Origin of the sequence: Collinsella sp. wc0529 (assembly GCF_046116875.1) — a bacterium.
Taxonomy (GTDB): domain Bacteria; phylum Actinomycetota; class Coriobacteriia; order Coriobacteriales; family Coriobacteriaceae; genus Collinsella.
Window position 1 is genome coordinate 199,387 of record NZ_JBJXBO010000002.1, and the last position, 22,239, is coordinate 221,625.

Consider the following 22,239-nt stretch of genomic DNA (forward strand, 5'->3'; position numbering starts at 1 on the left):
CCCGGAGCTGCGGTCCCAACGGACGTGCCGCGCAGGTTCGTCTTAGTAGACATCGCCGAGATGGCCGTCGATACAGGCCAGCCGAGTAACGGATGCGAGCGCGCGAATACGCGGGCGAGGGCATCTAAGCTGGGTGGTTAAGCGAAGAGCTTTTACGGGCAGACTGCCTGTTTTGTGGCGCTTCGTCCCAGCTTGTAGGGACGGGCGCTTTTTTGGTGCCCAGAGGGCGTGCGCGCCCACGACATGAAAGGGGTACCGTGGCAAACGAGTACAAGCAGACGATGAATCTGCCCAAAACCGGATTTCCCATGCGTGCCGGTCTTTCCAAGTCCGAGCCCAAGCGACTCAAGGACTGGCAGGACAACAAGGTCTACGAGCAAGTTCTAAAGAAGAACGAGGGTCACAAGAAGTTCGTGCTGCACGACGGCCCTCCGTACGCCAACGGCCCGATCCACATCGGCCACGCCATGAACAAGATCTCCAAGGACATGATCAACCGTTACCGGATGATGCAGGGCTATGAGGTTCCCTATGTCCCCGGTTGGGACTGCCACGGTCAGCCGATCGAGCACAAGGTCGAGGAGAAGCTCGGCACCGAGAAGTTCAACCAGACCTCCACGGCTAAGATCCGCGAGCTTTGCAACAAGTTCGCTGTCGAGAACATCGAGCTCCAGAAGGCTGGCTTCCGTCGCCTTGGCGTGCTTGGCGACTGGGACAACCCGTATCTGACGCTCTATCACCAGCATGACGCCGCCGACATTGAGGTCTTCAAGGCCATGTTCGATAAGGGCATGATCTATCGCGGTCATAAGCCCGTCCACTGGTGCAAGCACTGCCACACCGCACTCGCCGAGGCTGAGATCGAGTACTCCGACGAGACGAGCCCGTCCATCTTCGTGCGCTTTGAGATGACCTCCAAGCCCGCCGGCCTCGAGAACTTCGACGGCCCGGTCGACTTTATCATCTGGACGACCACGCCGTGGACCATCCCCTCCGACCAGGCAGTTTCCCTCAAGCCCGGTGCCGCCTACGTCGCCGTTGAGCACGACGGCCGCGCCGAGGTCATGCTCGAGGACCTGGCTCCCAAGTGCTGCGAGGAGTTTGGCTGGGAGTACACCCCGGTCATGGTCGACGGCAAGCCCTATGTGGTTCCCGCCGAGACCTTCCACCACATCCACTACAAGCAGCCGATCTTTGACGGTGTCGAGGGCGTGGCGCTGCTGGCCGATTATGTTGGTGTCGACGACGGTACCGGTATCGTCCACAACTCGCCCGGCCACGGCGTCGACGACTACTTTGCCTGCCTCAAGGAGGGCATCACCGACATCTGCATGCCGGTCGATGACGACGGCAAGTTCTACACCGGTGAGGAGTTTGGCACCGGTGGCCCCTTCAGCGGTATGGACACCGATGAGGCCAACCCGCACATCATCGAGTTCCTGCGCGAGCGCGGCACCCTGGTCCTCGAGAAGAAGATCACGCACAGCTATCCGCACTGCTGGCGCTGCAAGCACCCGGTGCTCTTCCGTGCTACCGACCAGTGGTTTGTCTCGATGGACAAGACCGGCTTGCGCGAGCAGGCTGGCAAAGAGGTCCGCGAGAACGTTAAGTGGTATCCGGCCCACGCGGCCAACCGCATCGGCGCCATGGTCGAGCAGCGTCCCGACTGGTGCATCAGCCGTCAGCGCAACTGGGGCGTGCCTATCCCCAGCTACACTTGCGTCGACTGCGGTGAGAAGGTCATGAACGACGCCACGCTCGACGCCGTCATCAAGCTCTTCCACGAGAAGGGCTCCGACGCTTGGTTCACCGACGCTCCCGAGAGCTACCTGGGCGAGGCCTGCGTCTGCCCCAAGTGCGGCGGCCATCACCTCAAGGCCGATAAGGACATCCTCGACGTGTGGTGGGATTCCGGCGTCTCCTGGAAGGCCGTCTGCGAGTATCGCCCTGAGCTTGAGTACCCGGCGGATGTGTACCTCGAGGGCTCCGACCAGCATCGTGGTTGGTTCCAGAGCTCGCTGCTCACCTCGGTGGGTGCCAACGGCCACGCCCCGTACAAGGCAGTCGTCTCGCAGGGCTTCACCCTCGACGGCCAGGGCCGCAAGATGTCCAAGTCGCTCGGCAACGTCATCGACCCCAACAAGGTCTGCGACGAGATGGGCGCCGACATCATCCGTCTGTGGGTTGCGTCCGTCGATACCAGCTCCGACGTGTCCATCGACCACGAGATTCTTGATCGTACGTCCGATGCCTACCGTCGTTTCCGCAACACGCTGCGCTTCCTGCTCTCCGAGCTCGAGGGCCAGTTTGAGCCCGAGACCGACGGCGTCGCCTTTGCCGACCTGCTGCCGCTCGACAAGCTCATGGTTGCCCGTCTGACCCAGGTCCAGGCCGAGGTCGACGACGCCTACGCCAGCTACGAGTTCCCGCGCGCCTACCGTGCGCTTTACGACTTCGTGGTTACCGAGCTTTCCAACGTGTACCTCGACGCCCTGAAGGACCGCCTGTACTGCGACAAGCCCGGCTCGCTCGAGCGCCGCAGCGCCCAGACCGTGCTTGCCGAGCTCTTCTCGATGCTCATGCGCGACCTGCAGCCGATCCTGTCCTACACGGTCGACGAGGCCATGGCCTATGCGCCCGCCGGCTGCGTCGATCACCAGAAGTACGCCGCGCTGCTCGATTGGTACAAGTCGCCCATCACGGTCGACGAGGCCAATGAGTTCGAGGGTGTGCTCGAGGCTTCGCTCGAGCTCCGTAGCGCTGTGACCAAGGCCCTTGAGGATGCCCGCTCCGCCGGCACCTTCACTAAGAGTCAGCAGGTCCGCGTCAAGGCGGTCGTTCCCGCCGAGATGTACGCGCTGCTGACCGGCGACAAGGCCGTCGACCTGGCCGAGTTCTACATCGTCTCCGATGTTGAGCTGACCCAGGGCGAGGAGCTTTCCGTTGCTATCGAGGCTGCCGAGGGCGAGTGCTGCGACCGTTGCTGGAACTATCGCACCACCGTCGGCGAGTACAACGGCCACGCTCATATCTGCAAGCGCTGTGCTGACGCTTTGTAGTTACGCGGTTTTACCAAACCGCGTAAGCGGTTGACGCTGCAAACCCGCCAGAGCGGCAATCTGCCTTTCAGCTTCGGCGGCATGATCAAAAGATCTATGCCGCCTTGCTTCAAGGCACCTTGCTCGCTCTGGCGGGTTTTCGCTGTCGGTAACGAATCATCGGCTATTTCGTTGCTGGTCAATATAAGATATTGCTTTGCGTTAAACGTTATTTGACGTTCTTGAGGGTAGGGGATTTCTTTGGGTCGTAGTGCGGATATGACGCCGCCTTTGCGTTGGCGGTTGGGTGTTGCTGGCGGGGTGGCGCTCGTTGTGCTGCTTGTTGACCAGTTGACCAAGCTTGGGGTTCGTGCCATGGGCGATGCACTGCATGTGACCGTCATCCCCGGCGTGATCGACTTCCTGTTTGTCCGCAATATTGGCGCTGCCTTTAGCATGGGCGAGGGGCATGGCATCGCGTTTGCCGTGCTGGCGTTGGCGGTCATTATCGCTATTGCCGTGTACTTGCTTCGCGCGCCCCAGCTTGCTCGCTTGGAGGTGGTGGGCATGGCTATGGTCGCGGGCGGCGCCATTGGCAACGCGATCGACCGTCTGACTTTTGGCTTTGTGACCGATTTTATTGCCACCACCTTCATCGACTTTCCCGTCTTCAATGTGGCCGATATCGGCATTACCGTGGGCGTTGTGCTCGCCCTCTTCGGCTACATGTTCTTGAGTCCCGCGGCCCGCGAGGTTGATGCGACTGCCGAGCTCAATGCCCGTGATGAGGCCCGCGCTAAGCGCAAAGCCAAGCAGCGTGGGGAGCGTGCCCGCAAGATTCGCGAAAGGAATGAGCGTTAATGGCCGACATCCATATTCTTGTTGCTGACGATTCCGCTGGTCAGCGTCTTGACGCCTATTTGGGCGCCAACGATGGCTGTCCCACGCGCTCTGCCTGCGCGCATCTGATCGAGGGAGGCGCCGTTGCCGTCAACGGTGAGACTTGTCTCTCTAAAAAGTACGCCGTACGCGCCGGCGATCGCATCTCGGTCGACTTGCCCGAGCCGCACGACCCGACCGACGTGATTCCCGAGGCCATTCCCCTCGATATCCGCTACGAGGACGACTACCTTATCGTGCTCTCCAAGCAGCGGGGCCTGGTGTGCCATCCCGCCCATGGCCACGAGAGCGGCACCCTTGCGAACGCTCTGGTCTACCACTGCGGCATCGATCATCTTGGTACTGTGCAGGGTGAGGACCGCCCCGGCATCGTGCATCGCCTGGATCGCGATACCTCGGGCCTTATGCTCGCGGCAAAAGACGACGACACCCAGCGCGCGCTTCAGAATCTCATCCGCACGCGCACGCTCGACCGTCGCTATATCACGCTCGTTCACGGTCACATCGCCATGGACGAGGGCACTATCAACACCGGTATTGCCCGTTCCACGCGCGACCGCGTGAAGATGGCGGTTTCGGATGACCCCTTTGCCCGTCAGGCCATTACGACCTTTAAGGTCCTCGAGCGCTTTGATTCCACGCGTTTTGACGACGGCTATACGCTCGTTGAGTGCCACCTGTTTACGGGCCGCACACATCAGATTCGCGTGCATATGCGCCATATCAACCACGCCTGCGTGGGCGATCCGCTCTACGGCAAGTGCGATGCGCGTGCCGATCAGGGCCTGACCAGGCAGTTCCTGCATTCTTGGCGCGTTGCGTTCGATCATCCCGTAACGGGGAAGCGCATTGAGTGCCGTGATGAGCTGCCGTGGGATCTTGCCGCGGTTCTGGACGATCTGGCCCCGCGTTCGCTTGGTCGCACTGCCGCCGGCGACGACATCGTTCCGCAGCTCGGTCTTCTCGAAGCCTAGCCAGTATTAGGTGGTTTCTTGAACTCGGTAAGCCTGCGGTAAGATATACGATTGTTTACGTTACACGTTGCTGGGAGCCTGCATGCTCGCCTTTTTACAAACCAACACACCCATCGTGATCTTCAACCAGATTGTCGTCACGCTGCTCACGGTCTGCTTTCTGTACCAGGTGGTCTTCTTTGTCATTGGCGCTCTTCGTGGCGAGGTCGCGCCTCCCAAGGCCAAAAAACTCCATCGCTATGCCTTTTTTATCGCGGCGCATAACGAGGAAGCCGTAATTGCCAATCTCGTACGCTCCATCAAGGACCAGGACTATCCGTCCGAGCTTATCGAGGTCTTTGTCGTTGCCGACGCCTGCACCGACAACACCGCGCAGCTCGCACGCGAGGCCGGTGCCATTGTTTACGAGCGCAATGACCTGGCCCGAAAGGGCAAGAGCTGGGTCATGGACTTTGGTTTCGATCGCATTCTCAACGAGTATCCCGACACGTTTGAGGGCTACTTTATCTTCGATGCCGACAACGTTATCTCCCGCGATTACGTGTCCAAGATGAACGATGCCTTTGACCAGGGCTTCCATGTGGTCACGAGCTATCGCAATTCCAAGAACTTCGGCAGCTCGTGGATCTCGGCTGCTAATGCCACGTGGTATCTACGCGAGGCGCGCTTCCTCAACAACGCGCGCAATATCTGTAAGACGTCTTGTGCCGTCTCGGGGTCGGGCTACCTCATCTCCGCCAGCGTTATCGAGGGCATGCACGGTTGGCAGTTCCATACGCTGACTGAGGATATTCAGTTCACCACGTTCTGCGCCATTCACGGCATTCGCATCGGTTATGCGCCGGCGGAGTTCTTTGACGAACAGCCCGTGACGTTTAAGGCGTCCTGGAAACAGCGCATGCGCTGGACCAAGGGCTTTTACCAGGTGTTCTTTACCTACGGTAAGCATCTGGTCAAGTCGACGTTCCGCTATCATCGCTTTGCCGCCTACGACATGTTCATGACGATCGCCCCGGGTATGCTGCTATCGCTGATCTCGATGCTCGCTAATGCGACGTTCTTGATTGTGGGTGGCCTTTCGCATGGTTTCTTGGCAACCGAAGTCGAGATGCAGGCGTGCGCCGCTTCGCTCATTATGACCTTCGCCATGATGTATCAGACGTTCTTTATCCTGGCGCTGCTCACGACTATCTTTGAGTACAAGCATATTCACTGCGCGCAAAAGTGGCGCCTGGTGACTAACCTGTTTACCTTCCCGATCTTTATGTTCAGCTATATCCCCATCACGGTGGCCGCGCTGTTCCTGAAGGTCGACTGGGTTCCTACCCAGCATGCCGTAAACGTCACCCTCGACGAGGTCATGCAAGGCGCCAAATAACCACCACCAAAACCACCGCAAAGGGGACAGGCACCTTTGTGGTGGTTTTTGCTTTTGCGATGCAGCTCGAGGAGGTACTCGATGTTTTATATCCCGTTTTGGATTTGCATCTTTGCCGGCGCGGCGATTGATGCCCGTCAGCGACGTTTTCCCAATGAACTTGCCGGTGCGTGTGCGGTGACGGCGTTAGTGGGCGTTTGGCTCGACAAAGGCGTTAACACAGCGCTTGACCACGCGGGTCTTGCCGTCATTGTGTATCTTGCTCTCGTGCTGACTGAGTCCCTCTGGCGTCGTCTTCGCCAAATCCCGGGCATCGGCATGGGGGATGCCAAGGCGCTCTTCGCGCTTTGCACGCTCGACCCTATGGGTGGCATCGTGGCATTTGCCGTCGCACTCCTGGCTCTGGCCCTTTCCTGCCTCTTCACAAAATCGCGCTCCCTGCCATTGCTCCCGTTTTTAGTGCCGATTTTTGCCATAATCGAGGTCGTGGGCTGCACTTTGTAACCGATTGCGCATCCTTCTTAAGGAGCATGCCATGGAATCTAATCAAGAAACGGCCGTCATTAAGGCGCGCATGGACCGTATTCCCTCAGCGTTGTCGCCCGAACTTGTCGAGCGCATTGCCGCCGATCGTGCTTCGGGCTATGTCAACCCGTATCGTTGCAACGACGATCAGGTCATTCGTCGTATTGATCGCGCCGCCGACAAAGGCACGCTTATGCGTCCGGCGTTTATGCGCGATACCGAAAAGATACTTCATCTTCCGGCGTACACCCGTTATGCAGGCAAAACGCAGGTCTTTAGCTTCCGTAGCAATGACGATCTGTCACGCCGCGGTTTGCACGTGCAGCTTGTCTCGCGCATTGCGCGCGATATCGGTCGCGCCCTGGGGCTCAATTGCGATCTGATCGAGGCGATTGGCCTGGGTCACGACTTGGGACACACGCCTTTCGGCCATGCCGGCGAGCGCTTCCTCAACGATATCTATCATGAGCGTACGGGGCGTTATTTTTTCCATAACGTGCAGTCGGTCCGCGTGCTCGACACACTGTACGGCCGCAACGTGTCGCTCCAGACGCTCGACGGCGTGCTATGCCATAACGGCGAGTACGAGCAGCGTGTGTTTGAGCTCTCGGACATGAGCTCCTTTGACCAGTTTGACCAGACGGTTGAGGATTGCATTGCCACGGGCTATAGCGCAATTGGGCATCTGCGTCCCATGACGCTCGAGGGCTGCGTCGTTCGCATCTCGGATATTCTTGCCTACGTCGGTCGTGACCGTCAGGATGCGATCGCGGCGGGCCTGCTGTCACCCGACGCTTTTGATGATGGCCGGGGCGGTGCCTACAACAGTTGGATCCTCACGCATGCCTCCATCGATATCGTTGAGCACAGCTATGGTAAGCCGCGCATCGAGATGAGCGAGGACCTGTTTGAGGAAATCCGCCGAGCCAAGCGCGAGAACTACGAGAAGATCTATAGCAAGGGCGGTATCGAAGGCGATTCCGAGGTGGAGCTGCGCGAAGCCTTCGAAAAGCTTTACGATCGTTGCCTGCAGGATATAAACGAAGGTGACGAGTCTTCGTATATCTTTAAGCACCACATTTCTCGCATCGAGCAGCAGCTTTCCTACTACGATCGCGCCTATGCCTGGCAGAACGATAAGGACCAGGCGGTCGTGGATTACATTGCGAGCATGACGGACGGTTATTTCTGCGAGCTCACGAGCAAGCTGTTTCCGGGATTGAAGTTTCCGCACCGTACCTATATTAACGAACGGTAGTTCGTATAAATTCGGTATACTGTTAGTGGAAAACGTTTTTGATTGATACACGGGATGGCTATGGACGACCTTTTTTCTGCTTCGACGCGCGAGCGTTCCTTTCAGAATGCGCCGCTTGCGGTGCGCATGCGCCCCAATTCGCTCGACGAGTACGTGGGCCAGCAAAAGGCCGTCGGTAAGGGTTCATGGCTGCGTGCCGCGATCGAGCACGACGTGCTTTCGAGCGTGATTCTGTACGGGCCTGCCGGTACGGGCAAGACGACGCTGGCCCACATTATCGCCAACCATACCAAGAGCGAGTTTGTCGAGGTCAGCGCCGTCACGGGTACCGTGAAGGACCTGCGTCGTGTGATTGATGAGGCCAAGACGCGCCTGAATACGTACGACCGCCGCACCATTCTATTCATCGATGAGATTCACCGCTTCTCTAAGTCGCAGCAGGATGCCTTGCTGCATGCAGTTGAGAACCGTACCGTCATTATGATTGGCGCTACGACAGAGAACCCGTACTTCGAGGTCAACTCGGCACTGCTCTCACGTGGTCGCGTCGTGGAGCTTGAGCATCTGAAGGATGAGGATATCGCCACGCTTATTGAACGTGCGCTTGAGGCACCGCAGGGTTTGAACGGTAAGTTCTCGGCCGATGAGGATACGGTCAAGACCATTTGCACGCTGGCAGCGGGTGACGCTCGCTCGGCGCTCACGACGCTTGAGCTTGCGAGCGAGATTGCCGTCACGCGTCCCGATACCGAGGGAACGCCAGCGCCTGCGGCGGGGGAGCGCTATCCCATCACCGTGGATGACGTGAAGATCGCCAACCCGCGTCGCGGCTTTACGTATGACAAAAACGGCGACATGCACTACGACATCATCAGTGCGTTTATTAAGTCTATGCGCGGTAGCGACCCCGATGCCACGATCTATTGGCTCGCGCGCATGATCGATGCTGGGGAGAATCCTAAGTTTATCGCTCGCCGCATTATGATTCACGCTTCTGAGGATGTTGGCAACGCCGACCCGCAGGCGCTTTTGGTGGCGCATGCTGCCTTTAAATCTGCTGAAGTTATTGGCTATCCTGAATGTCGCATTAACCTTGCACAAGCTGCGCTCTATGTGTGCTTGGCGCCCAAGTCCAATGCGTGCGAGGCCTCGATCGATGCGGCGCTAGCCGATATCCACAGCAGTGGTCTTCGCGAGGTGCCCAGCTACCTGCGCGATCGCCATCGCCCGGGCAGCGATGAATACGGTGTGTATAAGTATCCGCACGATTATCCCGAAGGCTGGGTCGATCAGCGCTATTTGCCCGAAGGCTTGGAACGCGGTGCATTTTGGCAGCCTGCCGGCCGCGGTTGGGAAGAATGGCGCGTAGAGCAAAGTGAACGCGACCGCAGCGGGAATGCACCGAAGTAGCTGCTGATAATTTTGTCCCACGTTGCTGCTCATGGCATGTTCGGTCCCCTTTGGGGTACCATGGAAACCGTCTGTATATCGATTCCTTTGGGAGGCTTGTATGAGTCCCATTCAAATCGCCCTGCTGCTGCTCGCTGTTGCCGGCGTGTGGGCCATCGTTGAGCTCGCGCTTACCCTGCGCAAGACCCGCACCGTTGTCGACTCGCTCGATAAGACCGTTAACGACCTCAACAACACCATCGCCGAGGCTCAGCCTGTGGTGGCAAAGCTCGATGGCGCTGTCGATGAGCTTACGCCGGCGCTTGCCCAGATGGAGCCGCTGCTTAAGTCGAGCAAGACGGCAGTTGATGCCCTTACCTCCAATCTCGTAGAGGTCGAAGCCGTGGTTCGCGACATTTCTGAGGTCACCGGTAGCATGGCCGAGGCCAGCAATGCTGTGTCGAGCGTGACTGATTCTGCGGCAGGTGCCGTGCAGAAACTCTTTAACAAGGTGAAGGCTCCCGCGGCCGACGCTGAGTGCAAGCTTTCCGCTGCCGAAGAAGCCGAGCAGCCGACCGAGCGTGTCCTGATTGGCGAAGCCGGGGACGATGTCGCTGCTGGTGACAATGATGCACAGAAGCCTGCTGCTAAAGCAGCCCAGTATTACACCTACACGCCCGCCGAGACCTCTGAGGAGTCCTGCGATGAGTAGCGAAGCAACTTGCCCCATTACGCTGACCGTTGCCGGCGACCCGCGTCTGGCGCGCCTTGTGCGCATGACGGCGGCAAATGTCGGTGCGCTCTGCTCCATGTCCGTCGATCGCATCGAGGACATTCGTATGGCTGCCGAGGAAGCATTTATTTTCGGCTGCACGGCTGTTGATTCCGATGACATCTCGATCAAATTCGATGTCGACGAATCTCACGTTGGCATGACCTTTACCTTTGGCGACCAGGCCACCGTCGACGAGGATGACCAGGCCGCTGTGTATGCCGAGCTCATTTTGGCGAGCGTGTGCGACTCCTACGAAAAGACTGCGGCGCCCCTGACGCTTTCCCTCGACCTCAAGGCGGATATCTAATATGACCGAACGTTCCCGGAGCGGTAAGACCGCTTGGGACAAGGAGAAAACCCGCGAGCTGTTTCGTCGCTATAAAGAGACCGGTGACCCGGACGCACGCGAGCAGCTCGTCATGTCCCACATGAACCTGGTAAGGTTTCTTGCCAACAAGTTTAAGAACCGCGGCGAGCCGCTCGATGACCTGATGCAGGTTGGTTATTTGGGCCTGCTCAAGGCTATCGACCGCTTTGACCCTGAGCGCGGACTCGAGTTCACCACGTTTGCCACGCCTACCATCTTGGGCGAGATTAAGCGTCACTTCCGCGACAAGGGCTGGAGCGTGCGCGTGCCCCGTCGCTTGCAGGAGCTCTCGGCCAAGGTCAACCAGGCTACCGATAAGCTCACCAACGAGCTACAGCGCTCGCCTAAGGTTGAGGAAATCGCTGAGTACTTGGACGTGACGGTCGATGAGGTGCTGGAGGCCATGGAATCGTCTTCGGCCTATACCTCGGTGCCCATCGAGGCTCCTGGTGCGTCCGATTCGGACGATGCCCCCTCGATTCTCGACCGTTACGCCGACGACGACAACGAGCTCGACTTTACCGATGACCGCCTAGTGATCGAGGAAGCCATCCGTGATTTCTCGCCGCGCGAGCGCGAGGTGATTGAGCTGCGCTTTGTGAAGGGCATGACCCAGATCGAGATCGCCAAGAAGCTGGGTATTTCTCAGGTACAGGTTTCGCGTCTGCTGCGCCGCACGCTTAAGAAGATTCAGGACAAGATCGACCCCGACGGAGTGATGATTCGTTCATGAGTGAGCACCCCCAACAAACCGATCGCGTGCTGCGCGACACCCGCATTCTGACGCTGCGCATTTGGGCTGTTGTCGGCTGCATTGTTATTGCTGCTGTCATCTTTAACCTTATGGGCATCCTGGCACCGGTTATTGAGTTTCTTGCCGTCGGCTCCATCATTGCTTTTGTGATGTCCCCGATCACCAACTGGCTCGAGCACCATGGCATGAATCGCGGCATCGGTTCGCTTATCGCGCTTATTGTTGTTGTTGCCGTGCTCGTCGGTGTCGTTTGCATCTTGTCGCCGATTCTCTTTGGTCAGATCATGGAAGTCCTGAGCCGCCTGCCCGAGCAGCTTCGTGTTGCGGGTGGCGATCTCAATGAGATGATCTCGCATGCCAAGACGCTCAACAACACGCCGCTCAAGGAGTATTTGGACGATAATCTTTCGTCCCTGGTTACCGTGGCATCGAAGTATGTGTCTCAGATTGCTGCCGAGCTTGGTCGCGGTGTGTTCCCGCTCATCACCAATACGGCCTCGCAGTTGTTCGTGATCTTCCTTGGTCTGGTGCTTGCCTACTGGATGGCCTGCGACTACCCTCGCATGCATCACGAGATTTGCACCATCATCGGTCAGGAGAAGGAGACCTCGTACCGCTTTATGGTCGCCATCCTTTCTCGCTCTGTCGGCGGCTACATGCGCGGTATGGTCGTGACGTCCATCTGCGGTGGTTTCCTCGCCTTTATCGGTTTTTTGATCATCGGTCATCCGTATGCGGCGCTCATGGCTATCTTTACCGGCATCATGCATTTGGTTCCGGTCGTCGGTCCCTGGGTGAGCGCAGCAATCGCCACGGTACTCGGCTTCATGTTCAGTCCCATGTTGGCGTTATGGACGCTCATCGTGACGATGGTCGCGCAAAACGTCACCGATAACGTGATTTCGCCTAAGGTTATGCAGAGCTCGGTGCAGGTGCATCCCATCATGAGCCTCACGGCGCTCGTTATTGGCTCGGCACTCATGGGCCCCATCGGCATGATTATTGCCATCCCGCTATGTGCGGCCCTCAAGGGTATCTTCGTGTACTACTTCGAGAATGAGACCGGCCGCCAGCTTGTGGCCTATGACGGCGCCGTGTTTAAGGGCACACCGTACCGCGATGCCGATGGCAACCCGGTCGCCGCCTACGACGCGCTCGGCGACGACACCTTCATCTACGAGTCCGAGCTCATCGGCAACGAGACCGCGCCCGAGGCCCAGGCCATGCCCAAACCCGAGCTCGATAATCCCTGGATGAAGCTCTCGGGCCTTCAGCCCGATGCTACGGGCTTTTTCAAGAATCCCTTCGCCAAAGACGACGATTTCAATATGAACGACGAAACCAAAACCGGCATCGACGGCTCCATGGACGATTCGGATTCTAAATAGGTTCTATTAACGTTTCTTGAAGTTGTAAATGACAAGAAACGCGACCAAAGCGATTGATAAGGGGCCGGCTACATAGAAAAAGAGAACGTCAATTGCGCGTAGAGTGTAATAAGCCTTATCGCCGGACATTACTGTATACAATACGTATCCAAATGATGGTTGGTTTGCGTACCAGCATGAGAAGGCTAAGAGCGCTAAAAGTGCTACAACCAGAAGTGCATTCAGGACAAATCGTTTGCTTTTCATCGATCGCTCCTTCCGGGTGAATCTTATATGCAATTATACAGCAGTCCTTTTTCAAAGGATCGCGCAGTACTAAATAACGTGCACTTTCGCTGGAGGGTCGCTGTTTGGCGACCCTCTTTTTTGCACAGGCGCGGCGGGATGGTAATATCGTTACGTTTGAACTGTTTCGATGTGAAACCGAGGAGATTCCCTCTATGAGTGCTGACTACCCGTCAATGACTACGGCCGAGATTCGCTCCAAGTTCCTCAACTTCTTTGAGGAGCGCGGTCTTAAGCTCTATCCTTCTTCGTCCCTCGTCCCTGACGATCCTTCGCTGCTGCTTGCCAACGCCGGCATGAACCAGTTTAAGGAGTACTACCAGGGCAAGAAGACCATGAAGGAGATCGGCGCTATCTCCTGCCAGAAGTGCGTCCGCACCAACGACATCGATTGCATCGGCGAGGACGGCCGTCACCTGTCCTTCTTTGAGATGCTCGGCGACTTCTCCTTTGGCGGCGTCTCCAAGCAGCAGGCTTGCGCCTGGGCCTTTGAGCTCATCACCAAGGAGTTCAAGCTGCCGCTCGACCGCCTGTACTTCACCGTCTTTACCGAGGACGACGAGACCCACGACGTGTGGCGTTCTCTGGGCGTTGCTGAGGACCACATCTCCCGCCTGGGCGAGGACGATAACTTCTGGGCCGCTGGCCCCACCGGTCCCTGCGGTCCGTGCTCAGAGATCTACTTTGACATGGGCGAGGAGGTCGGCTGCGGCAGCCCCGACTGCAAGCCTGGCTGCGACTGCGACCGCTTCCTGGAGTTCTGGAACCTCGTCTTTACCCAGTACGACCGCCAGGAGGACGGCTCCATGCCGGAGCTGCCGCACCGCAACCTCGATACGGGCATGGGCCTGGAGCGCATGGCCGCCATCATGCAGCACAAGACCGCCAACTACGACGGCGATCTGATGCAGCACCTCATCAAGCTGGGCGAGAAGATTAGCGGCAAGACCTATGACGCCGACGATTACTCTGGCGCCAGCCGCTCCCTGCGTATCATCGCCGACCACTCCCGTGCCGTCGACTTTATGATCTCGGACGGCATCCTTCCCGGTAACGAGGGTCGCGAGTACGTCCTTCGCCGCCTGCTCCGTCGTGCCGTGTTCCACGGTCGCCTGCTGGGCATCGAGGGCGCCTTCCTGACCAAGTTCATCGACGAGGTTAACGCTCAGATGGGTGAGGCTTATCCCGAGCTGCTCAAGAATGTCGCGCTCGTCAAGGGTATCGTCGCCTCCGAGGAGGAGCGCTTCTCCACGACGCTCGACAACGGCCGCGTCTATCTGGACGAGGCCCTGGCAGCGCTTGCCGAGGGCGCCGTGCTTCCGGGCGATGTCGCCTTTAAACTGCACGACACCTTTGGTTTCCCCATCGATCTGACCGTCGAGATCGCCGGCACCGCTGGCCACGACGTCGATATGGACGGCTTCACTGCCTGCATGGAGGACCAGAAGGCCCGCGCCCGCGCCAATGCCAAGGGCGACGCCTGGGGCAGCTTCAACGACGTGTGGGTCGAGCTTTCGGACAAGGTCGCAGCGACCGAGTTCGACGGCTATGACAACGATGTGATCGAGGGCGCCAAGGTTGTCGCCATCGTGCGCAACGGCGAGTCCGTCGAGTCCGCTGCCGCCGGCGAGGATGTCGAGGTTGTGCTCGACCGCACCCCGTTCTATGCCGAGATGGGTGGCCAGCAGGGCGATGCCGGCAAGCTTTCCGCCGAGGGCGTTGTTCTGACCGTTGCCGACACCAAGAACCACAACGGCCTGTATGCCCACGTCGCGCACGTTGCCGAGGGCACGCTGGCTGTCGGTGCCGCTGTTACCGCCGCGCTCGACGCCGAGCGCCGTGGCTTCCTGCGCCGCAACCACACCGCCACGCACCTGCTCGACGCTGCCCTTAAGCAGGTCCTGGGCGAGCACGTCTCCCAGGCCGGCTCGCTGGTGACGCCCGAGCACCTACGCTTTGACTTCACGCACTTCGAGGCCCTGTCCTCCGAGCAGCTCAAGGCTGTCGAGGACCTGGTCAACCAGCAGATCTTCGCTTCCAAGCCGGTCGTGACCCGTGTCATGGGCATCGACGAGGCTAAGGCTGCCGGCGCTGTCGCTCTGTTTGGAGAGAAGTACGGCGATGTCGTCCGCGTCGTCTCCGTGGGCGCCGAGGACCAGCCGTTCTCCCGCGAGCTCTGTGGTGGCACCCATGCCGCCAATACCGCAGAGATTGGTCTGTTCAAGATCATTTCCGAGTCCTCCACGGGCTCCAATGTCCGCCGTATCGAGGCCGTGACCTCTAAGGGTGCCCTCGACTACATGGCCGACCGCCTGGCGCTCGTTGACGCCGCCGCCGCTGCGCTCAAGTGCCGCGTCGACGAGGTTCCCGCCCGCGTGGAGAACCTGCAGGCTGAGCTGCGCGAGACGTCCAACAAGCTCAAAAAGGCTCTGACCGGTGGTTCCTCCGACGCCATCTCCAGCGCCATCGAGGGCGCCGTCGAGCTCGACGGCTATAAGCTCGTTGTCGCTGAGCTCCAGGGCCTTGAGGCTGCCGACCTGCGCAACGTATGGGATACCGTGCATCAGAAGGTCGCCGGCCCTGTCGCTTGTGTCGTCGCCAGCGTGACTGAGAAGGGCACTCCGGCCCTGCTCGCTGCCGGCTCCGATGACGCCGTCAAGGCCGGTTTCCACGCCGGTAACGTGATCAAGCAGATCGCGGGTCTGGTCGACGGTCGCGGTGGCGGTCGTCCCAACATGGCCCAGGCCGGTGGCAAGAATGCTGCCGGCATCGCCGATGCCCTCGCGGCCGCTAAGACCGCGCTCGGCGCCTAAGAATCTAAGAAGTCGCTGTGGTTGCGCTCGCGCTGGACATAGGGGAGACCAGGATTGGCATCGCCGTCTCGAGCCGTGATGGCAAGATGGCGATGCCTGTCAAGGTGCTTCCGGCTGCCGAGGTCACCGGTATGGCCAAGACGTTCCGCTACCTGGTTGAGGACTATGAGCCCGACATCCTGGTAAGCGGACGCCCCCTGACCATGGCCGGTGAGCCCGGCCCCCAGGCCGAGCGCGTTGCCGCCGTGGCGCAAAAGATTGCCGACGAGCTCGATCTTCCGCTGGAGTTTGAGGACGAACGCCTGTCTTCGCAAGAGGCCAAGCGTATCCTGCGCGAGCAGGGCCTCAACGAAAAGCAGATGAGGGGCAAGATCGACATGATTGCCGCCAGCCTGTTTTTGCAGACGTGGCTCGATCGTAAAAACGAGGAGGTTTCGCATGTCTAGCGCTTCCGATCCGCGCCAGCAGAATCGTACACGGCAGCCGGCGTCGCGCCCTGCCCAGCCTGGCCAGCGTCCGGCACAGCCGACGCAGCGCGCAGCTCAGTCTGCCGCGCGCTCGGTGCAGTCCTTCTCTCATTCGGCCCAACCTGTTCAACGGACGGGTCAGCAGCCTTCTGCTCGTTCGGTTCAGCATTCGGCTTCTCACGCGGCTCAACAGCCCACTGCTCGTACGGCCCAGCCTGCAGGCGGTACCCGCTTTAAGCAGCAGGCACCTACCCAGCGAACTCAGGCCCCTCAATCGCATTCGCATCACGCTCGCGGTTCGCATGGCGTTGCTCCGGCGACCCGCTCGAGCTACAACACGCATGCTCGTCGCGGTGCTCAAAAGAAAAGCTCCCCGGTGCCTATGATTATCGGTGGCGTTGTTGCCGTGCTTGCGCTTGTCGCGATCGTTTTCTTTGTCGTGCCAGCCGTCAAGGGCTTCTTTGGCGGTGAGGGTGCGAAAGTCGTTGCAGGCCAGCAGGTTACTATCACGATTCCCGATGGTGCCTCGGGTGACAGCATCGCTTCGATTCTCTCCGAGAATCATATCGTCGAAAATCCCAAGGATTATTATGCGGCGGTGAAAAAGCTCAACGCCGATATGTCGCTCAAGCCTGGTGATTATTCGTTCACCACACTCATGGATGCGACCAAGGTTGTTCAGCAGCTCATGGAAGGCCCCAACGCGGGCTCCAATGCGCTGACTATCCCTGAGGGCCTAACGGTCGATCAAGTCGCCGACCGTGTGGCCCAGGCCTACGACAGCATCTCTAAGGAAGACTTCCTCAACCAGGCCAAGGCCTCCAACTACGTTGACGACTATAGCTTCCTTAAGGGCGCCGCCAACGATTCGCTCGAGGGTTTCTTGTTCCCCAAGACCTATTCGCTGGGCGATTCGCCGACGGCCGATGACGTGATTCGCGCCATGCTCGATCAGTTTAAGACCGAGTACAAGTCGCTTGACTTTGCGAGCTGCGAAGCCAAGATCAAGGAACGCTACGGCGTGGAGATGTCCGACTACGACATCGTCAACTTGGCCTCTATCGTTGAGCGCGAGGGCCTCAACGCCGATCAACGTGCGCACGTGGCCTCGGTCTTCTACAACCGCCTTGCCGGCAAGCTCGACGGTCTGCGCTATCTCAACAGCGATGCGACCATGATGTATGTCACCGGTGGCGAGGTTACCGCCGACGACCTGCAGAGCGATAGTCCGTATAACACCTATAAACACGAGGGTCTGCCGCCCACGCCCATCTGCTCTCCGTCGCTCGAGGCACTCAAGGCCACGCTTGAGCCGACCGACTCCGAGGACCTGTATTTCTACATTACGCAGGACGAGGAGTACTTCTCGCAAACCTACGAAGAGCATCAACAGTCTTGGAATTAGCATGAGGATTTTTAGCCCCAAACGATACGTTGCCTCGGTCGATCGCATCGACCTTAATACCCTGTGGGCCGACGGCAAGCGCGCCATTCTGCTCGATCGCGATAACACCTTGGTGCCGCGCGACACCGAGCAGGTTCCCGCCGCGGTTTCCGCTTGGCTCGACGCCGCCCGCGCCAAAGGCTTTAAGCTGTGCATGGTGTCCAACAACTGGCATCGCGACCAGGTCATGAGCTCTGCGCGCGAGCTGGGACTCGAGGCCATCAGCCACGCCATGAAGCCGGCGCCGTTTGCCCTCAAGGCGGGCCTTAAGCGCCTCGGCGCCTCGGCCGACGAGACGGTGCTGATCGGTGATCAACTCTACACGGACGTGTGGAGCGGCAACTTCGCCGGCGTCGATACCATCCTGGTAAAGCCGCAGGCGACGCAGGACCTGTGGTATACGCAGATTTTCCGTATCTTTGAGCGCCGGGCCCTGCGTGACCTTCCCTGCGAGGAATAGGTCTCGCTATGTCCCAGCACACCAAACACGGCTGCGACCATATCTTCTTTATCGGCTTTTTGGGCGCGGGCAAATCGACGCTCGCGCGCAACGTCGGCACTATGTTCAAGCGGCGTTTTATCGATACCGACCGTCTGGTCGTGCGTCGTTGCGGCAAGTCGGTAACCGAGATTTTTGAGACCGAGGGCGAGGATCGTTTTCGCGAGCTCGAGACCTCGGCGCTCCGTTCGCTCCAAAGTGAGCGCAGCCTGTTGGTTTCGTGCGGGGGCGGCATTGTCGAGACGCCGGTGAATATTGAGCTGATGCACGAAATGGGTACGTGCGTGTACCTCGAGGGCGACTTCGAGGATTCGATTCGCCAGATTCGTCGGTCCGACACGCGCCCCGATTTCCGCTCGCCCGAGCATGCCGCGCGCCTGTTTGAGCATCGCCGTCCGCTGTATCGCCAAGCCGCCGACCTTACCCTTGATATTCGCAACAAGTCCTTCGAGGACGTTTCCTACCTTTGTGCCGAGATGCTTTTGGAGCGTGGGCTGCTATGATTCGCCGTCAACTGATCAATTTCCAAAACCGCAGTGTCGATGTCCGCGTCGGATTGGGCGCGTTCGATGAGCTGTCGCGCATGTTTTCCTCGGCTGTGGGCAAGCCTAAGCGCGCGATGGTGGTTTGGAACGACGCCACATCCGAGCGTTTTGGTGAGGTCGTCGAGCATGCGCTGGTCGACGCCGGTTTTGCCGTGTCGCCGCTAGTCCTCGAGGTTTCGCCTGCTGGTGCCACGCTGGCCGATGCTGATGCTATCTTTGGCGCCCTGTCTGCCAACGCCGTTACCTGCGACGATCTGGTTGTCGCCGTTGGCGATGCCGCAACCTGCTCGGTTGTTAGCTGGTGCGCCAACCAGTGGTGCGGCCGAACCGAGTGCGCGCTGTTGCCGACGACCTTCGACGCCATGCTTACGGTCGCGACGACCATGAAGCCGCTCGTCGCCTCGTCTGCCAATGCGCTTCCCGCTATCGCGTTCCGTCCCGAACCGGGCTTGGTCGTGTGTGACCTCGACCTTGTTCGCGAGGCGGACCCCGAGGACCTCAAGCTCGGCTTTGTGGTGCTTGTTGGCACCATGCTTTCGAGCAGTAAGTCCCGCTGGAATCAGTTTACTGAGACCGTCCCCGAGATTCTCGCGGGCGAGGAGGTCGCGCTCGTCAATGCCGTTCAATGGTCTCAGACTGCCCGTAAGGACGTACTGATGGCCACGAACCCGAGCGCTCGCCATGCGCTCGATTTTGGCAAGACGGGGGAGCGTACCCTGCGCGCCTGCTTGGGCGATGCCGCTTCGCAGGTCCCTGCCTATCAGCTGTTATCCGAGGGCATGCGCTTTGAGGCGCGCCTAGCACATGATGCCTGCGACTTTGATATCGATTACGTCTTTGAGGTCGATGACTGCCTGGAGGACTTTGGCATCGAGGAACTTGCCTTCGACCTGGAGCCCACCGCGTTTATCGAGGAGTTCCGCAGGCAGCAGTTCGCCCGCTCGAACCGCAGTATGTTGCCGCTGCCCGCGGCACTCGGCGCCATTCGTCTAACGAGCGTCGAGGACGAGGTTCTTGAGCGCCATGCTCATGCCTACTTGGCTTCTCGCAAAGAACTTCTCTAAGATTTATTGACTTCCATCGTCTTTCGTATCATGTTGAGGGGCGGGTTTTCAATCGGTTGCGGATCGCATGCGATTCCGTCGTTCGGTTGAGACCCGTTCCGTCTATATAGAGACAACAAGAAAGGAATCTGCATGTCTGAGTTTGCTGCCGGTCCTGCCGGTCGTATCGAGCGTGTCCGTGCCCTGATGGCCGAGCGTGGCTACGACGCCATCGTGGTGCGCGACGAGGCCAACCTTCGTTGGCTTACGGGCGTGAAGGGCGTCTTCGACTACACCTTCGAGTTCCCGCACGCTGCGTTTATTACGGCTGACCAGTGCCTGTTCCACACCGACTCGCGCTACCTCAACAGCTTTGAGGAGAACACGCCCGCCGGCAGCCCCTGGGTCTACGACATGGACGAGGGCACCATTCCCGGCTGGGTCGCCGGCAAGATCGCGGCCAATAGGTGCCGCGTCTGCGCTGTCGAGGATGACATGCAGATTAACTTCTACCAGGGCATCCAACGTGGCCTGGAGGATCGTTCCGTCGCCTGCATGCTGCCGCTGATGCATGACGACATCCGTAAGATGCGCGCCATCAAGGACGCCGAGGAGATTGAGCTCATGCGCCATGCGCAGTCGATCACCGACGCCGCCTTCCAGCACATGCTCGGCTTTATTAAGCCCGGCATGACCGAGAAGCAGGTTCGCAACGAGCTCGAGAACTTTATGTTCGCCAACGGCGCCGACAGCTTGGCTTTTGGCTCCATCGTGGCGAGCGGTCCCAACACCGCCAACCCGCATGCCGTGCCGAGCGATCGCGTGATCGAGAAGGGCGACTTCGTCCTGATGGACTACGGCGCGGGCTACTGTGATTACCGCTCCGACATGACACGCACTGTTGTGATGGGCGAGCCCACGCAGGAGCAGCTTGACCTGTACGCGCTCGTGCGCCGTACGCACGAGGAGTGCGTCGCCGCCATTCATCCGGGCGTCGAGGGCAACGACATCTTCAAGCTCTCCAAGAAGATCATCGGCGATGCCGGCTATGGCGATTACTACAACCATGGTTTGGGCCACGGCGTGGGCATCGACATCCACGAGCTGCCCAACTTCAACCGTAGCAAGAACATCATTGAGGTCGGCTCGGTTATTACCATGGAGCCCGGCGTCTACCTGCCCGGTGTGGGCGGCGTGCGCCTGGAGGACTACGGCGTCGTCACCGAGAACGGATATGAGCCCTTCACCAAGACCCCGCACGACCTGTACGTCATCGATTGCTAGACCATTTCGATAGATTTTTGGGGCGGGGCGTCCGGAGCAATTCGGACGCCCCGCGTTCTCTTTTTATGCGCTCGCTGCAGGCGCCGTCTGCAAGTGTATAATTTCGGTCGTATGTAATTTGGACGCTTGTGCGTTCTGCCCATAACAAGAAAGGTCGCTATGCCTACCATTTCTACCGCCGACTTCAAGAACGGCCTCGGTCTCCGCATCAAGGACAAGGTCTACACCATCGTCGAGTTCCAGCATGTCAAGCCGGGCAAGGGCGGCGCGTTTGTGCGCTACAAGACCCGCGACATCAAGAGCGGCCGCGTCGTCGAGAACACCTGCAACGCCGGCACCAAGTTCGAGAGCGTCATGCTCACCACCCGTGAGTTCCAGTACCTCTACAACGATGGCACCGACTACATCTTCATGGACAACGAGTCCTATGAGCAGGTTCCCGTTCCCGAGGACATGGTGGGCGAGAACTCCAAGTGGCTGCGCGAGAACGACATCTGCCAGCTGCTCTTCGCCGACGATGAGCTTATGGGCGTGACCCCGCCGATGTTCATCGAGACCACCATCGTCCAGACCGACCCGGGCTTTAAGGGCGACACCGTCCAGGGTTCCACCAAGCCGGCCACGATCGACACCGGCGCTGTCATCCAGGTCCCCATGTACCTCAACGAGGGCGAGGTCATCAAGGTTGACACCCGCGACGGCAAGTTCGTCTCCCGCGTCTAGCAACCAACTCTTCTAGGAGGACTCATGCCCCAGGAAATCAAGATTGACGGCATCGGCATTTCGCCCGATGTTCTGACCGCCATCGTCTCGCGCGCCGTGTCGGATGTCGAGGGCATCGCCTCCGTTGGCGTCAAGGACCTTGCCACCAACCTTGTCTCCATGATGCTTTCGTCTAAGGCCCCGGCTTCCGAGCCGGCGGTCGAGGCCGAGGTCGTTGGCGACAAGCTCGCACTCACCGTGCGTGTCGTGGTGTTCTTTGGCTATCCGTTCAAGAAACTCGCCGAGGCCGTTCGCGCCGCCGTGGTCGCCGCCATCGATGCTCAGGTGGGCGTCGAGGTCGAGCGCGTTGACGTTTGCATCGACGGTCTCGTTTTCCCCAAGGAGTAACCT

The 22,239-nt window shown here is 59.2% G+C and carries 20 protein-coding genes; all 20 read left to right on the forward strand.

What is annotated here, in order from left to right; genetic code table 11:
• Positions 1 to 281 precede the first annotated feature (281 nt).
• The 20 genes from ileS to ACKUTP_RS07545 all read left to right on the forward strand — a co-directional run bounded on the left by ileS (position 282) and on the right by ACKUTP_RS07545 (position 22,236).
• Positions 282 to 3,059: an isoleucine--tRNA ligase gene (gene ileS / locus ACKUTP_RS07450; RefSeq protein WP_409064224.1), complete on the forward strand. Its 2,778-nt coding sequence runs from the start codon at positions 282 to 284 to the stop codon at positions 3,057 to 3,059.
• Between the two features lie 258 nt (positions 3,060 to 3,317).
• Positions 3,318 to 3,899 carry a signal peptidase II gene (gene lspA / locus ACKUTP_RS07455; RefSeq protein WP_409064225.1) on the forward strand — a complete coding sequence of 194 codons (582 nt, stop codon included), beginning with the start codon at positions 3,318 to 3,320 and terminating at the stop codon, positions 3,897 to 3,899.
• Positions 3,899 to 4,912, forward strand: coding sequence for an RluA family pseudouridine synthase (locus ACKUTP_RS07460; RefSeq protein WP_161115827.1), 1,014 nt, complete (start codon positions 3,899 to 3,901; stop codon positions 4,910 to 4,912). Before lspA ends, ACKUTP_RS07460 begins: the two co-directional genes overlap by 1 nt.
• Positions 4,913 to 4,994: 82 nt before the next feature.
• Positions 4,995 to 6,290, forward strand: coding sequence for a glycosyltransferase family 2 protein (locus ACKUTP_RS07465; protein WP_022094595.1), 1,296 nt, complete (start codon positions 4,995 to 4,997; stop codon positions 6,288 to 6,290).
• 81 nt (positions 6,291 to 6,371) lie between these two features.
• Positions 6,372 to 6,794: a prepilin peptidase gene (locus ACKUTP_RS07470; RefSeq protein ID WP_161144951.1), complete on the forward strand. Its 423-nt coding sequence runs from the start codon at positions 6,372 to 6,374 to the stop codon at positions 6,792 to 6,794.
• Positions 6,795 to 6,825: 31 nt separating this feature from the next.
• Positions 6,826 to 8,073 (forward strand): deoxyguanosinetriphosphate triphosphohydrolase family protein, encoded by a 1,248-nt coding sequence (locus ACKUTP_RS07475; RefSeq protein WP_250787094.1) that lies wholly within the window; start codon positions 6,826 to 6,828, stop codon positions 8,071 to 8,073.
• A 60-nt stretch (positions 8,074 to 8,133) separates the two neighbouring features.
• The gene (locus ACKUTP_RS07480) at positions 8,134 to 9,483 is read left to right on the forward strand and encodes a replication-associated recombination protein A (RefSeq protein ID WP_409063971.1); all 1,350 of its coding nucleotides are present in this window, start codon (positions 8,134 to 8,136) and stop codon (positions 9,481 to 9,483) included.
• Between the two features lie 100 nt (positions 9,484 to 9,583).
• A complete protein-coding gene (locus tag ACKUTP_RS07485; protein ID WP_161160184.1) occupies positions 9,584 to 10,174 on the forward strand; it encodes a hypothetical protein in 591 nt (196 codons plus the stop codon).
• Positions 10,167 to 10,544 (forward strand): hypothetical protein, encoded by a 378-nt coding sequence (locus ACKUTP_RS07490; RefSeq protein ID WP_022094590.1) that lies wholly within the window; start codon positions 10,167 to 10,169, stop codon positions 10,542 to 10,544. Before ACKUTP_RS07485 ends, ACKUTP_RS07490 begins: the two co-directional genes overlap by 8 nt.
• A gap of 1 nt (position 10,545) precedes the next feature.
• Positions 10,546 to 11,337 carry an RNA polymerase sigma factor SigF gene (locus ACKUTP_RS07495; RefSeq protein WP_022094589.1) on the forward strand — a complete coding sequence of 264 codons (792 nt, stop codon included), beginning with the start codon at positions 10,546 to 10,548 and terminating at the stop codon, positions 11,335 to 11,337.
• Positions 11,334 to 12,746, forward strand: a complete 1,413-nt coding sequence (locus ACKUTP_RS07500) for an AI-2E family transporter (RefSeq protein WP_409063972.1) — start codon at positions 11,334 to 11,336, stop codon at positions 12,744 to 12,746. Before ACKUTP_RS07495 ends, ACKUTP_RS07500 begins: the two co-directional genes overlap by 4 nt.
• A gap of 440 nt (positions 12,747 to 13,186) precedes the next feature.
• Complete coding sequence (gene alaS, locus ACKUTP_RS07505; protein ID WP_368136759.1) at positions 13,187 to 15,844, forward strand: alanine--tRNA ligase; 2,658 nt, start codon at positions 13,187 to 13,189, stop codon at positions 15,842 to 15,844.
• Between the two features lie 17 nt (positions 15,845 to 15,861).
• Entirely contained in the window at positions 15,862 to 16,290 is a 429-nt protein-coding gene (gene ruvX / locus ACKUTP_RS07510) for a Holliday junction resolvase RuvX (RefSeq protein ID WP_329737985.1), read from the forward strand.
• Positions 16,283 to 17,716 carry an endolytic transglycosylase MltG gene (gene mltG, locus ACKUTP_RS07515; RefSeq protein WP_409063973.1) on the forward strand — a complete coding sequence of 478 codons (1,434 nt, stop codon included), beginning with the start codon at positions 16,283 to 16,285 and terminating at the stop codon, positions 17,714 to 17,716. Before ruvX ends, mltG begins: the two co-directional genes overlap by 8 nt.
• Position 17,717: 1 nt before the next feature.
• The gene (locus ACKUTP_RS07520; protein WP_409063974.1) at positions 17,718 to 18,215 is read left to right on the forward strand and encodes a YqeG family HAD IIIA-type phosphatase; all 498 of its coding nucleotides are present in this window, start codon (positions 17,718 to 17,720) and stop codon (positions 18,213 to 18,215) included.
• A gap of 8 nt (positions 18,216 to 18,223) precedes the next feature.
• Positions 18,224 to 18,757 (forward strand): shikimate kinase, encoded by a 534-nt coding sequence (locus ACKUTP_RS07525; RefSeq protein WP_006233986.1) that lies wholly within the window; start codon positions 18,224 to 18,226, stop codon positions 18,755 to 18,757.
• Positions 18,754 to 19,863, forward strand: a complete 1,110-nt coding sequence (locus ACKUTP_RS07530) for a hypothetical protein (protein WP_409063975.1) — start codon at positions 18,754 to 18,756, stop codon at positions 19,861 to 19,863. The genes ACKUTP_RS07525 and ACKUTP_RS07530 overlap by 4 nt, the downstream gene beginning before the upstream one ends.
• Before the next feature lie 132 nt (positions 19,864 to 19,995).
• On the forward strand, positions 19,996 to 21,126 hold the full coding sequence (locus ACKUTP_RS07535) for a M24 family metallopeptidase (RefSeq protein WP_409063976.1): 1,131 nt from the start codon (positions 19,996 to 19,998) through the stop codon (positions 21,124 to 21,126).
• Between the two features lie 159 nt (positions 21,127 to 21,285).
• Positions 21,286 to 21,849 (forward strand): elongation factor P, encoded by a 564-nt coding sequence (gene efp / locus ACKUTP_RS07540; RefSeq protein WP_006233983.1) that lies wholly within the window; start codon positions 21,286 to 21,288, stop codon positions 21,847 to 21,849.
• A 24-nt stretch (positions 21,850 to 21,873) separates the two neighbouring features.
• Entirely contained in the window at positions 21,874 to 22,236 is a 363-nt protein-coding gene (locus tag ACKUTP_RS07545; RefSeq protein WP_006233982.1) for an Asp23/Gls24 family envelope stress response protein, read from the forward strand.
• The last annotated feature ends 3 nt before the right edge of the window (positions 22,237 to 22,239 follow it).